Raw genomic sequence first — 15815 nt, forward strand, 5'->3', positions numbered from 1 at the left:
GGAAAAAGAAAGTTATTCACATTACCCTGTAATACTTCCCCATGAAAGTAGTCTGAAAAATCAACACGTTCAAAAAGTTCTGGCTTATTTATAGCTGCAGCTGCGTTTCTGTCCTCTTGTACCCAAGGAGTACCTATTGCAGACCACCCTTCATAGTCAGTATCACGAACCTTTAAATCTTTATCTGAAGCATATAGCCCTGCGCTAATACTCGTAAAGTGACCATCTAATTCATATTTAAAATCCAGTTTGAAACTGTCAGACTTAGCAGTGTTGTGCTCAACTTGCTCCATACCACTGCCTAGAAATACATTAGGAACAGGCCCATTCCAATCTTCATTTGGCGACCATCCAGCAGTTAAGATATTATCACTCAAAAATTTAACCGTAGGGCGTGAGCCTCGCATATCTAAAAAGTAGGGCGACACAACATGAACATGGTTACCTCGGGTTTGACCTGACATACTGTAGTTTTCAATCTGTTTTTCAGCGTCTACATGTTGATAATCAAAATCAATGGTTAGTCTATCTACTGGCTTCCACGTCAGTTTAAATGACGTATCATCGACAGTATTTTCGTTATGATTCCATCGGCTACGATAGAAAAATGGTGTCTCTGGAGAAACACCTAGTGCAATACCTGATGTGACAAAGCCACCCTCAGTTGTAAGCGGATAGCCATTTTGCGCATCATCCTGCCAATTTTGCGAAGACCCCATAAAGCTTTTAAAACCCTGAGCTGCTTGACCTATTTGTCGCTCGTTCCATTCAAGTGATGCTTTTGAATGAATATGCTCAAGTGTTGCAACAATCGTTTCATCTGTATTTGACCACTGCACAGACGATGTAAGACCCGTTCGCTTACGGTCGTTCGTCGCGGTACTCATATGAATCGCAACAGGCACATGCCATACACTGCCCGCTGGTTGCCCTGGTAAAGCGGGGCCATCTACAGGTGATGACAGATCTACCCCTGTAATGCCACCCCATTGATCCAAGGTCGGAACAAAGGAGTCACCTCGTGAATGGAAGTTGCCTAAACCAACACCATCACCACGCGTCTCATAATCTGATTTTGAAGCAGCAATTAAAAACCCAAACTTACCTGCTCTAGTTTGCCAGTTATCTGAAAATAAGGCTGAAAAAGACGGCGTGACTTCTTCTCTAAAATCGCCGTAATTAGCCTTTGCATTAAATGAGATTAAGCGTTCATCCGAGTCAAAAGGTTTACGAGTAATTAAATTCACCGTACCAGAAATACCACCAGAGATAAGATCCGCCGTTTGGTTTTTAACCACCTCTACAGCTCCTAAAAGCTCTGCAGGAAAATCTTCATAACTTAAGCCTCCAGATGGATTAGCGCTAAATGCATCTCGACCATTTACTTCAGAGCGTACACGGTCTAAACCTCGCACAAGTACACCAGTTCCTTCATCAGCATAATGCTTCGGATCGCTCGATGAAGCAAAACGCTCTATAGTAACACCCGGTATACGTTGTAGCGCTTCTGTAACTGACTTATCAGGCAGCGCGCCGATATCAGATGCGGTGATCACATCTTTTACAGTATCTGCGTAACGTTTAATATTTTGTGCGCTATTAATACTGCCACGAATACCCGTTACTTCAATAACCTCAACATCGACTGTTTTTTTGCTCACATTGACATCGCTGTCATTTTGAGCCATATCTTGAGCTGCAAGCAACAAAGGGCACAGCCCTAAAATTGCTGAAGATACAGCAAGGCTTAGCCTTGTCCGCTTCGATTTATTACTGCCGACGATATTGGTGATTTTTTTTGACATTTTTATTCCCCATTTGCTTATATTCGACCCAGTTAGGTATTGGTAGGCACACGAGCACTTAAACCCAAAGGGGTAGCACTTCATCATTGTGAACTAAGTTTAACCATGCCTTTTTGTTACTTTTTAACATAAAAACTAATAAATACTCGTTACTTTTTAACACACCAGAATAAAAAGTAAACTATTTTTTAGGTATAAAATTAGACTTTAAATTCCTAAAATGCTTTTTAGTAATATTATTTGGCTCAATAACTGCGCCTTTATTTTTCTAAAAAATACGTTCCATATTATTTTGAGCATATCAGTTAATGTGAGATCACAACTTTTGTGTCACATCCTGATCTCAGTACAAACAAAATTATATTCAATCTAACGGCCTACTGGTTGTCTTTTATACATGTGAACAGAATAATTTAAAGTAGCCAATTCTTATTTACTCATTATTTTATTGAATAAAATTCAACCGCACAAAAATAAAATAACCAATAAAATTTAATAAAATCAAAAACCTAGAAATAAACCCTGATTTTTTACCATGCTACATCATGAATAATACAAATAGTGTATTGCTTTTACTTTGTTTACATTTTATACATTACGTGTCCATTTTAGGGGCGGTAAATAACTCTCAGCCAAATAAAGGAAAGTAGTATGAAAAAATGGCGGTCAGGGATTAGCGTTGTTATTCCAACATACAATCGTAGTCTTCTGCTTAATCTCACCCTAAACAGCTTAGTGAGACAAACGATCAACAGTGAACGATTTGAGGTCATCGTTGTGGATGATGGTTCTAGTGACAATACCTCCACGATTGTTCAATCATTCGCAAACCGTTTAAACGTAAAATATTTGTTCCAAGAAGACTTAGGTTTCAGAGTAGCCCGAGCCAGAAACCTGGGTATTGCTTGTGCCTCTTTTGATCATATCCTGTTTATAGACTCAGGGGTGCTAGCTGCGCCAAGCTGTTTGCAAAGTCACCTTACCAACTTTGAAACTTGTGAAGTCGATGTGCAAATTGGCCTATGTTATGGCTTTGAGGAACATAAAATCTCTGATGTGACTCAATGCCAACAAAAGCTCATCGAGCCAAACATTTTCTCTGATAGCCAATTTTTAACACAATATAAAGATTGCCGTGACGCATTCTTGGCAAAAAAGCACTACTGCCTTAAACAGGTTTATGAACCTTGGCTGATTTTTTGGACCTGCCACGCTTCATGTAAAACAGATGCCTTGTTTACCATCGGAGGTTTTGATGAATCTTTCACTAGTTGGGGGGGAGAGGACGTAGAGCTTGCGCTTAGATTGCAAAATTTAAGAAAAAAGTTTGCAATTAACACTTCTGCACAAGCAATTCACTACCCTCATAGCAAAGATCAACGCGCCATTAAGCGCAGCGCTGAAAAGAATATTGAATATATTCATAACAAACATTGCACCGTCGCCACGTTACTTCTCAAACAAGGCCTTTGTTGGAAAGATATTCTAGCTGCACGTACTCAGCCTACAATATTTGGCTCTGAGTCTCTATTACACCACTCTAACAACGTACTTCAAGCGCAATAACCAGACCGAACAAATTTTTGGAAAAAGAAAATGAACAAAAAAAATTCTAACATGAGTACACTTTCAAATAAAAATGACATCGCTGTCATAGGTGTTGCTTGCAGACTTCCTGGTGATAACCACAATCCAGCAACATTTCACGAATTCTTACTCAATGGAGGCAATGGTATTTCAAAAATTCCAGAAGACCGTTGGAATATTGATGCCTATTTTGACAATGATAAAACTACACAAGGCAAAATGTATGTTAAACATGGTGGTTTCCTGTCTGGCTTGAGTCAGTTTGATGCAGCTTTTTTTGGAATCTCACCTAAAGAAGCGCCATATATTGACCCCCAACACCGCTGGTTACTAGAAGTCAGTTATGAAGCAATAGAAAACGCAGGGCTTGACCTTAATCAAATCAAAGGAAGTGATACCGGGGTTTTCATAGGCCAATTCATGCATGACTTTGAGCAACTACAAACTGATTCAAACGCGCATGCTCAGATCAGCAGCCACTCTGCAACTGGTTCTTCAATGACCTTAACCGCAAATAGACTCTCATATTGTTTCGATTTTAATGGCCCTAGCCTAACTCTAGATACGGCTTGTTCTTCTTCTTTAGTGGCACTAGACCTTGCATGTAAAGCCATTCAAAACGGTGATAGTCAAATTGCGCTAGCTGGAGGCGTTAACTTACTGCTACGTCCTGAAATGACGATGTCGATCTGTAAAGCATCTATGCTGTCACCTGATGGGTTATGCAAAAGTTTTGATAGCAGCGCGAATGGCTATGTAAGAAGTGAAGGCGTTGCGGTTGCAGTGTTGAAGACACTATCCCAAGCAATCGCGGATAATGACCCGATCTTAGCAGTGATTAAAGCCAGTGGTACAAACCAAGATGGCCATACCAGTGGGATCACCGTACCTAATGGTCAGGCTCAACAACAATTGCTCAAAAAAACGCTTGCCATTGCAGGATTAACTGGGTCTGACATCGACTATGCAGAAGCTCACGGAACGGGTACCGCAGTAGGTGACCCTATTGAGGTAAACGCGCTGGGCAATGCCTTGGGTAAAGGCCTTGAACGCACAAAAGACAACCCATGCTTAATTGGCTCCGTAAAAAGCAATATCGGCCATACAGAACCAACCGCAGGACTCGCAGGTTTAATTAAAACAATCAATGCAATGAACAGTGGCATTATCCCAAAAAATATTCATTGCCATACGCTTAACCCTGCTATTGATGAGTCTGATCTAAATATCAAAATAGTCACAGAAAATACGCCATGGCCAGACAAACTAGATGAACCCCGAAGAGCGATTGTCAATTCATTCGGCTTTGGCGGTACTAATGCCAACGTTGTGGTAGAACAAGCGCCTAAAACCAGTGTTTCGCCCAACCCTAAAAAAGATTTATTACAGCTATTCATCAGTGCCAAATCTGAAAACGCACTTAAAGATTCCGCTCGCCTACATCTAAATAAAGCCAGGCAACTGAATGAGCCACAACTGAGAGACTTTTGCATTAACTCAGCGATGCTGCGCACCGCACACAGGCACCGCATCGTTTTTACTGCGATAACTCAGTCAGATTTAACCCAACAACTTGAAGACTATATTATTGAGTTAGCGAATAAAGCCACCAGATATACCCAAGCTCAGCATAATAAAACAACTCCAATTGCCTTTGTTTTTTCAGGAATGGGAACTACTTGGCCGAAAATGGGCATAAAGCTATATGAGAGTAATAAAGTTATTCGGGAGCAAATTGATAATATAGATCATGAGCTTAAAAAGTATGTGTCTTGGTCTTTGCTAGAGGTACTTGCGCAAGAGTCAGAACAAATCCACGATACTCAATATGCACAGCCGGCTATTTTTGCCATACAAGTCGCCTTGTACGAAGCTCTTATTGCACAAGGTGTACAGGTCAACGCTATTGTAGGCCACAGTGCTGGCGAAGTAGCCGCAAGCTATTGTGCTGGAGTTTACAGCTTTGCAGATGCAGTAAAAATTGTGTATTACCGAAGTCAACTCCAACAAACCACCAGCGGTGAAGGTAAAATGCTAGCTGTTGGTATAGATGAAACTAAAACCAAAGCACTGTGCATGCAATATCAAGGATTAGTATCGATAGCAGCAATTAATAGTGAAACCGCACTGACTCTATCAGGTGATAGTCAAAGCCTTGAACACATAGCTCAGCAATTAGACGTAGAAGGCCTGTTCGCTAAATTTTTAAATGTTGACGTTCCCTACCATAGCCCCGCGATGGAAAAGCTAAAGCAGCCATTAATCAAAGCATTAGCAGACATTAAACCACACTCCCCTATTGTGCCTATGTATTCGACCGTAACAGGAAAAGCTGCACAATGGCAAAACTGGACTGGCGAATATTGGGCTGATAATGTACGCGACCCTGTATATTTTTATCAAGCTATACAGCAAATACTTACAGATGGAATTGAGTGCTTTATTGAAGTAAGCCCACACACTGTTCTTTCACATTCGATCAAGCAAATTTCAACGGATCCAAAGATTTTCACAACCCATACACTATCTCGCTCTCAAGACGATCGCACCCAATTGGCCGCCTGTATTGCATCGCTCGCAACTGCGGGGCTAATGGACATCAGCACGGCGCTAGATATAAATGACTGCACACCTAATCATGAAATTACATTACCTAACTACCCATGGCAACATGAGTCTTATTGGATAGAAAACCCAGACGTACAATTGACTCGCATTGAAAACAAACAAAAAAAGATGCCTATTTTGACGCAGTTTTCCCGCTGCTTGGGCAACAACTGATCAGTCAACAACCTGTTTGGCAAAGTAAATTTGACTTAGCTGAGCAAACATTTTTAACCGGTCACCAAGTAGGTGAAGATATCATCTACCCAGGGGCAGGTTACATTGAGTCTGTATTGCAACTTGCACGTATACAATGGCCAGATAACACCATAGAACTAAAAGATATTGAGTTTCTAAGACCGCTCTTTCTCGAGCAAACTGCTAACATTTTAGAAACACGCGTGAATAATCAAACTCAGCAACTGACTATCCATGTCTTTGAAAATGATGAGTGGCATTTACAAGCACAATGTCAATTAAATGAAAAACCAAATCTTGCACTTGCTGATCTACCTTTGCAACAAGCAAAACTTGCATTTCCAACACAGCTTGATAAGGAAGCGTTCTATAATCAGTGTCATCAGCTTGGCATGAACTATCAAGACCAATTCCAAAGCGTGATTCAGTGCTTCAAAGATGAGCAAACCGTGTTGGTTGAGTTAAGTGGGCTAGAAAACACCAGCTACATATTAGATCCAACGCTATTAGATGGCGCTTTTCAAAGTTTCTTCCAGCTTGTCGATCATTCGTATCTACCAGTTAAAATTGAAGCGGTTCGAGTGCATAAAACACCTGCACCACATTGTTTTGCTAAATTAACGGTGGAATATATTAATCCACTCTCTAGTAAAGGTGACATTGATATATTTGATATCGATGGTCGCCTTTGTGTACAGGTCCAAGGTATTGAGCTACGCAGTAATACAATTGAGCGCCATGATCCAAATATAGAATTAAAATATCGCTATTCATGGGCTAGCTTTAACGTTGCTGAAACATTACCTGAAGCTCAAAGCAGCCCGGCTACTTTACTACTTAGCTTAGAGCATACTCAGCAGCTAAGTAGCTTACCCAGTATCGTTGCATCCATACCGCTATCCTTAGCTAGCTTAGCGAATGAACTTGAAAAATATACATATGATATTCATAGGATTATTGTCGATTTACGTTCGTTCAATGATATAAAACTGCATAACTCAACTACAGTGTTCGACCAACAACAGGCTTTTATACAGCCATTACAAATATTACAAACTCTGCAAGCTCAGCAATGGCAAAAAACGCTTGAAATTGTACTTGTTACCCAAGGAGCCTACACACCATCGCAATATACCGTGATGCCTACGCAAACCGCATTATGGGGGTTGGGCCGCGTATTTGCCTCTGAAAACCAGCAATTTAACACGGTATTATTGGACTTAGATGATAATCAAAGCTCCCTGCAAGTATTACAACATCTGCTAACGCAATCACAGTTACAAGATGCAGAAATAGCCATACACCGAGGTTCTGCGTATTCGCACCAATTGAAGGCATTTAGCACCTTTGAATGCCTAAGTGATTCGCTCTACCCTGTATTACCTTCAGAGCCTAACCACTATCAATGGCAGTTTATTGATGAGCAATGGCTAGCAATAAAACAACCGCTGTCTCGGCAGAGTGACTATGCACAGGTACATGTAATAACAACATCGTCGCAAGCACTTACAGGTCAACTAACACCTGCACTTTATTTATTAACTGATAATTATAATAATCCACTACTGCATATTGCATTTGAAGGAATAACCAGCCATATAAATACCGATATACCATTTGTTTTACTTGCCAATGCCAAACTTGATTGGCTAACAAACAACATCGCTGAGCTGCATAAAACATTGGCACTATACCTTGGTATTGAAGCCCTAAGTCCTCGCTCTGCCATTGTATTTTATGCCCCTTCGCATCAGACTGACCTTGCTGTGATTGAGCTATTAAAATCATCAGGACATTCTGTTCATATTATTGAAGAAGAAAAGCTGCAACAGTTTGATGGCTTGATTGAAACACTTATCTGGTGCAGTGATACAAACCCACCGCCATCGTTGGCGCGCAAGCTGCAATACGGCGCACATGTGGTCAGCTTAAAACCCTCTATAAGTTCAGCCCATTTACCCGATAGTTGCTCGCTTATCAAGCCGACTTTAACGCTTGCTACTCATTTGAATCACGGCGAACTAACAAACAAGCTCAGTAATATAGTCGATACCCTAACAAAGTTTGACGGGCAAAAGGATACACCCCCCCTCACAATGCCTGACATACCACCACAAGGTTTAAGCGATGTTGTTACCATTTCAATGGCACAAGCACCAAGCGATTTATATCAGCGCCACAACACTCCTACCCCATTTGAAAATGCCAGTTACCTAGTAACTGGTGGACAAGGTGGTATTGGACTGGAAGTAGTTCAATGGCTGGTAAAACAAGGTGCTGGGCAAGTGTTTGTTACTGGCAGAAGTAGGCTAAATGAACAACTTGAAAATATGATAAATAACGCCAGCCAGCACAACTGTATAATTGAATATATTCAAGCAGATATTAGCCAACATGATGATGTCACTCAACTGGTTTCAGATATTCAACATTCCTCATATCAGTTAAAAGGCATATTTCATGCCGCGGGGGTGCTCAAAGATGCTACCTTTAGCCAGCAAAGCCCTGAGCACATGAGTACAGTGCTGGCACCAAAAGCCAATGGCGCATGGTATCTTCACCAAGCAACGCTTAATAGTGAACTTGATTACTTTGTTTGTTTCTCCTCTATTGCCGCGATGGTTGGCTGGGCAGGACAAGCAAACTATGCAACCGCCAATGCATTTATGGATGGCTTATGTGTAGCCCGTAAGCAACAAGGGCTTAATGCTACAAGCCTCAACTGGGGACCATGGTTAGAAGCAGGGATGGCTGCACAACTAGCTGAGCACGAGCGATTGCAAATGGAGCGCTCTGGTATGTATGCACTGTCATCTTTAGAGGGAATCACTGAACTTGAGCATGTTTTATCAAGTGCCACGGCTCAAGTAGGTATTTTTAAAGTTGATTGGCAAAATACCAAGTTAGTTGGTAGCCAACCAAGCGCTCGCAGCGTTTATAATCACTTACTTCCAGAGCTGACGCAACGCACTGAAAACCCTATAAAGGCACAGCTTATTAACGCTTCTTCATCACAAAGAACCGGCATGTTAGTAACTGCAGTTAAAACTGAACTAGCTGGCGTGCTTGGCCTAACCGACCCTGAGCACATTGAAGTTAACACCAGTGTGTTTGACTATGGCCTGAACTCTTTAATGGCCATAGATTTAAAGCAGCGGTTACAAGCCTTGAGTGATAGCCCACTACCAGCCTCCATTGTAATGAAACATGATTCCGTGAGTAAACTTGCTCAGTATATCAGCGAGTTATATAACGAAGTCTCACAATCAATAGATCAAGTATCTGATGAACAAGTGGTAACGGTGGCACTATGAGCATTGAAGTTTTAATTGCAAAATGTCAGCAGCAAGGTATCTCTTTTTCATTAAAAGATAATACCCAGCTAGATTTACATGCCAAAGCTCAGCCTAGTGCTGAGCTGGTGGCAGAACTTAAGCAACACAAAGTTGAAATAATATCGTACTTAAAGCGCCATAAACTTAATCAACTAGAAAAGGCGTTATCTAGACCTATTGATGCCTCTTCAGCAATACATGGCGAAGTATCATTTCAACAGCAAAGAATGTGGTTAATAGATACACTTAGAAGTGGCGCCATAGAATATCACCTTGCTCGTAGCTTTGTGATGAAGGGCCCGCTTCAATTGACCCTCTTTAAAAAGGCAATCACTCACGTTATACAGCAGCATGAAATATTAAAAACAATCTACAATAAACACGGTAATACCTTATACCAGCATGTGTTGCCAAGCGTTGAATTACCACTGAGTATAATAGATCACACCACATGCCAGACAAAGCATTATGGCGAGACTGACAATATAATCGTGCAATTTATAGAAGATCCGTTTAATTTGAGTAGTGAACCGCCTCTTAGGTTACTACTTCAAATCTATGCTCCTGAGCACTTTGAGCTCACTCTTGTTATCCATCATATTGCTGCCGATGGCTGGTCAATTGCCCTATTCTGTCAACAAGTTGCTCTACATTATTCACAGCAACTGAAGCAACCAATCTCCCCTTTTCAGCCAAACAAATTGCGATATATAGATTTTGCGCGCTGGCAAAGGGCAATGCTCAATGAGCAAAACCTTGACTTGCTTTGTCAATGGTGGCAGAACACGCTCCAAAACTGCAAGCCTAACGTAACATTTGAGATAGACAACCCTAGAGCGGATCATACGGCTGTATCAGCTGAGTTACACATCAGTCATATTGAAAATGGGCTTTATGACAAAGTTGAATACCTAGCGAAGCAACTCGGCACGACTCCCTTTACCATCATTTATAGTGCCTTTAGCATTTTATTAGCATTTCATAGCAATGAAACCGACACTTTGATTGGCACCCCTATTGCAAACAGAGAACATGAACAAACAAGCGAGCTGATTGGCTTTGTTGCAAACACGGTATTGCTTAGACATCAAGTCGACTACACACAGAGCTTTAGCGACTGCATAACCCTAGTCAAAAATGTTGTGGCAGATGCGTTCGCACATTCACAATTGCCATTTGAGGTGTTGTTAGAGTGCTTAGATATTCCACGACATGCCAACCAGCCCCCTTTGATTAATGTATTTTTGGCGTTGCACAATATGAAAGCGATTGTGCCAGAGCTACAAGGGATAGAAATTACCCCTTCCAATAATCAGCATAGGTTGGCAAAGTTCGACATCACACTGGATATATACGCTCACACTAATACCTTGTCACTTGAATGGGAGTTTGCGGCTGAGCTTTTTGAAAAAGCATCCATTGAGCAGCTTTCACAATCATTTGAGCACTTACTTACTGTACTTGTCACTCAACCTAGTGAACCCATGCTATCTTTGAATTTACTCAACCATTCACAGACAGATAAATTAATGACTGATTGGCAGGGTCATGCTCGCGATTATACTAATCTAAAGACACTGCCTGATGCACTTAAAGGGAAAGTCGCAAATTATCCTCAAAACATAGCAATTGAAGACAGAGATAAATTTTTAAATTATAAGCAATTAGCAAAGTTAATTGAACAATATAGCAGCGCTATTAAAGAGCTAGAGCTACCTGACAACTGCATCATTGGAATATGCTGTAACCGTGGCACTGACATGCTAGCTACAATGCTAGCAATATGGAATTGCGGCCACGCTTACTTACCCCTTGACCCAAACTATCCTCAGGCCAGACTCCGTTACATGCTTGAAGATACGCAATCCCCATTAGTGCTTTGCGATCATACAAATTACAACTACGCGTGTCAGTTGCATGAAAATGTATACACTGTAGACACTTTGCGCCCAGTAGCTACACACACATTTGCTGATCTAAACCCTGCTGAAACTGCCTACATCATTTACACATCTGGCTCAACAGGTAAACCTAAAGGCGTGTTAGTCAATCATGCATCTTTGCTCAATTTTGTTGCATCTATGGTAGAGACGCTTGAACTTGATATACAAACACGTGCCTTGGCACTCACTTCTATTTCATTTGATATTCATATCTTAGAGCTGTTTGCCCCATTACTTAGTAATGGCTATGTATTCATAGCAACCTCAGAGCAAGTTAAAGACCCTCAGCAGTTACAAAACATCATCACCGAGCATCAATTAAATCTCGTACAGGCGACCCCAACTACTTGGGCAATGCTACATCAGTTCGATGTAAAACTTAATCTCAACACTCTTGCACTAAGCGGTGGAGAACCACTTAATAAAGAACTGCTTGAATACTTTTTCTCGCAACCTGTATCCCTTTGGAATATGTATGGACCAACGGAAACAACCGTCTGGTCTTCTATGACAAAATTAAGCCAAGGAGGGAGCATCCACCTTGGCACTCCAATTGCGAATACACTGTTTTATATCGTCAACAATCAGCATCAACTCGTGCCCTCAGGTACCTGTGGAGAACTACTGATAGCGGGCAAAGGCTTAGCAGCTGGGTATCTCAACCTAGATGATGAAACTCAGCAAAAATTTATTAAATTATCTCTGCCAAATGCTCAAGTGGTTCGCGCTTATAAAACAGGTGATCTCGTTAAAATAGATAAATGGGGGCAGTTAGTCTGTTTAGGACGCATAGATCAGCAGATCAAACTCAATGGCTTTAGAATTGAGATATCTGAAATTGAGTCAGTTTTAATGCAACATGACGCAGTAAAATCCGCAGTTGTCATTTTAAGCGACACAAATCAGCTGGTTGCGTTTGTTGTGTCAGACTTTTTTTCAGAACAGCTTGTTTTACAGTTACATACACAAAATAATAGCCAACTACCCGCCTATATGCGGCCTCAGAGTATTGTTGAAATTAAGAGCATACCAAAAACGCCAAATAACAAAACAGATCGCAATAAGCTTGCTCAAATCGCTTTAGCAAATAAGCAACAGCCAATTCAATCAGAGCAACTAACAGCGTATTCACAAGAAATTGTGGCACTTTGGCAGAAACACCTTCAAAAGCATGACATAGGACCACACAAGTCGTTTTTTGACCAAGGTGGTAATTCTATTCAATTTATTGACTTACTGTCGTCTGTGGCCCATTTAACAGGTAAGTCAATTGTGATTAAAACACTATTAGCAAACCCAACTTTAGATCATATGCATGCGCTACTGATAAGAGATCAGCAGGACGTACATCAAGAAATCGATTTAACTGTGCCACTTGAACAACACCCTAGCTGGCAACATGATGAAATTTATTTACCTAGCCTACCCAACCGCCAGTTGTTTCTATCTTTTGGCGGACAAAACAACCTTTGGCTCGTAAACCATACTATTGTTCTTAATGATGAAAATGAGCGGCTTAGTTTTGACTGGATAAGCCAAGCGGTAATGTTATTACTCGCGCATCACCCTGCACTGAGAACTGGCTTTAAATTAAGCAACTATCAGGAATATATTGGCGATTTAAAAACACAATTACAAAGACAAATTTGCTTCAATTTATCCGATCTAACAAAAAATAGTGATATCAGCGAGTTTATCGAACGTGAAGTGATGTCAATGCGGCTTAATTCTGGCTTAGTAAGACTATTTTATATCAAACGTAAACAGCGAATATTTTTAACCTTATCGTTGCATCATACGGTGTTTGATGGCTTTAGTATGGGTATCATTACCAGAAACTTTACCAGCATTATTAAAGCTTTGAGCAATGGCGAGCATACGGTCACCTTAAGCAAAGACCAATATATTGATTTTGTAAGAGCGTATGCAGGCTACTTCCAACAGCCTTTAACCGTAGAGGGGCAAAAGAACTGGCAAGCCGACTTAGCATTTTGGAACTACAATGCGCTACTTCAAGCCCCTAGAATGGTTAGCGAACAAAAAGCACTTGAGGCCAATTTGCCATGCTTTCTACAAAACCAAAAGATTGCCATCCCTTTGTATATTACAAAGAAGATCAAGTCACTGTGCGCAAGTCACCTAAATATACAAGCATCAGACATACATACAGCAGCAATTGCTTGCGCATTAAAAAACACATTCTCTTTGTGCAATGTCAGTTTGGAGTTATCTCAATTTAATCGCTTCAATACAGAAATTGAGGTTGATACTAATACTATTGTTGGTTATCTAGTATCACGAGTCGTGATTTCAATTGATAGTGACAGACTTAATTCACAAAGCCAAACCGCTTCTTTTATCGCACAATTTATGAAACAAGCACCACACAGTGCAGCTAGTTATCATGCCTTAACTGCACTTAATAACGACACTGAACTGTTAGACCAGTTAAAACCAATAAATACACCTGACTTTAGTTACAATTATCAAGGAGAAATGAACGCTGGTGCGCAGTCTGAGTTCATTGCCACGACATTAAACAAACAAGAAATAGCGCTAAAACAAGCCATCCCTGAAGTACAAAATGATCATGACTTGAGCAGCCCTCACACGATGTACATCTCTACCTATTTTGAAGGTCCACAACAACATATTTACGTTGGCTGCAGTTCAAAACTCATTGAAAAGCAAAAAATTATCGAACTAATAGACAACTACATAAAAAATTTAGAAGGATTTGTACTATGAAATACTTATACTTAATACTGTTGTTCATCAGCACATCAGTATTTGCTAACGTATCGTCCTCAGACTTTAAACTTCCTGACTACTATTCATCAGATTTGTTCCATCAAAAGCTGAATGTCAGCAAAGCTATGTACGACGATATTAAGCCTTTGTATATTCAGTTACAGCAAAAAAAAGAGGGTCAAACGTTTGACGACTTGTTGAGTATTACGTACATGGAGTCGCCAATCTACCTGCCTGTAATTTCTCTTGCGGCTATTCGCCACTTAAGCACATCACTACTTGCAAATAGCAACGTGACACCCCAATCGCTAGAGCACAGCATTCTTGCCCTTTATTTTCTCGAACGTTTAGTATTAGTATCTTCAGACAACATCTGGGCCATTGAATCACAAAGAAAGTTAGGTCGACTGCTCAATCAAGCGCTTAGCTACACTGAGCTCAATGTTGATGAATCACTAGACAGCCATGCCCAATTTCATCATGCATTTAACAATGCGCCCGAACTCGCTATTTCCGCAGGAAATGCGTTAGTCGCAAGTTTGATCTTAGACCCTGGTAATGTGATGACATTGACATTAATTACAGGATCGCGACTTTGGCTTGGTGGTGAGGCTGGCTTTGACGATCCAAGTACACTTAATTACTTTATATTGACTAGCTTTTACAGCGTACGCGCCATCGCAATGGCACATACAATTGAAAACAAAATGATTGCTGACCCAAATAACTACCGGACAATGAGATTAGCATCGATCTTGGGGGGATGGACTACGTTACCTAGACGCTGGCTTGCGGGGATCCACCAAGACAAACTCAGTCAAATATTAATAGAACAAGAGCATGCACAATGGTTTCAAATCAATCCTGGGTTCCACTCCATTACTTTAGCATCTAGCTATTTTAATGAACCTCAATACTTTTTTAGTGGATACAATTATTTGATGCAAGGATTAACAAGCTGTAACCAAGACCTCACTTTTCGAAGCTGCTCAGATAATCCTAGATTCTCTTTTAATCGCCTCGTTTTTATTACAACGGTCATTGATTACTCAATTAAGGCGGGAGACTTTAACACCGCAAATGCATTACTTGGTGTAAAAAACTGGCCTGAGTTTCATTGGTCTCAATGGCAATTAGGTCACAGTGCTTGGCAGTTGCGTGAACAAAACATGTTAGAACTTCATGAAAGTTGGAATAATGACATTGCCTCTGACGACGTTCCACTTATAACCACAACCAAAAGACAATGGGGAGATGACACCATGACCTGCCAAATATGTCATCAGCAGCAAGAACGTAAATGGACAATAGCACAAGAGGAAAAAGCAAAAAATCCACAACCAAGTGTCAACATAATTGGCCAATGGCCTCTCGTGACAACAAGTTGGACATCAAGTACGCAAGCACTTATTGATTGCTCTCAAACCAATTATTGGAACAATCAAGCTATTTATCAAGTGAATCAAAAAGCACAGTTCCAGCATGCGCTTTATGAAGCTAAGTGGTGGACAAAATCAGAGCAGCCTAACTCATCAAATGAATTTGATGTATGGCAGTTTATTGGCTTTTGTCATGAAGGAAGCGCAAAGTAA

At 40.7% G+C, this 15815-nt stretch carries 6 protein-coding genes; 5 read left to right on the top strand and 1 reads right to left on the bottom strand.

What is annotated here, in order from left to right; translation table 11 throughout:
* Positions 1–1805 (bottom strand): TonB-dependent receptor plug domain-containing protein (locus SANK73390_RS17140; RefSeq protein ID WP_462767630.1); only part of this gene is annotated, 1805 nt, incomplete at its 3' end.
* Positions 1806–2456: 651 nt separating this feature from the next.
* Here SANK73390_RS17140 and SANK73390_RS17145 point away from each other — a divergent pair.
* From SANK73390_RS17145 to SANK73390_RS17165, 5 genes are read left to right on the top strand one after another with little or no spacing between them, the layout of a single operon-like run.
* A complete protein-coding gene (locus SANK73390_RS17145) occupies positions 2457–3371 on the top strand; it encodes a glycosyltransferase (RefSeq protein ID WP_462767632.1) in 915 nt (304 codons plus the stop codon).
* Positions 3372–3401: 30 nt separating this feature from the next.
* The gene (locus SANK73390_RS17150) at positions 3402–6173 is read left to right on the top strand and encodes a type I polyketide synthase (protein WP_462767634.1); all 2772 of its coding nucleotides are present in this window, start codon (positions 3402–3404) and stop codon (positions 6171–6173) included.
* Positions 6173–9508 (top strand): type I polyketide synthase, encoded by a 3336-nt coding sequence (locus tag SANK73390_RS17155; protein ID WP_462767656.1) that lies wholly within the window; start codon positions 6173–6175, stop codon positions 9506–9508. Before SANK73390_RS17150 ends, SANK73390_RS17155 begins: the two co-directional genes overlap by 1 nt.
* Positions 9505–14220 carry an amino acid adenylation domain-containing protein gene (locus SANK73390_RS17160; RefSeq protein WP_462767636.1) on the top strand — a complete coding sequence of 1572 codons (4716 nt, stop codon included), beginning with the start codon at positions 9505–9507 and terminating at the stop codon, positions 14218–14220. The genes SANK73390_RS17155 and SANK73390_RS17160 overlap by 4 nt, the downstream gene beginning before the upstream one ends.
* The gene (locus SANK73390_RS17165) at positions 14217–15815 is read left to right on the top strand and encodes a hypothetical protein (protein ID WP_462767638.1); all 1599 of its coding nucleotides are present in this window, start codon (positions 14217–14219) and stop codon (positions 15813–15815) included. Before SANK73390_RS17160 ends, SANK73390_RS17165 begins: the two co-directional genes overlap by 4 nt.

The organism is Pseudoalteromonas sp. SANK 73390 (genome assembly GCF_054966645.1).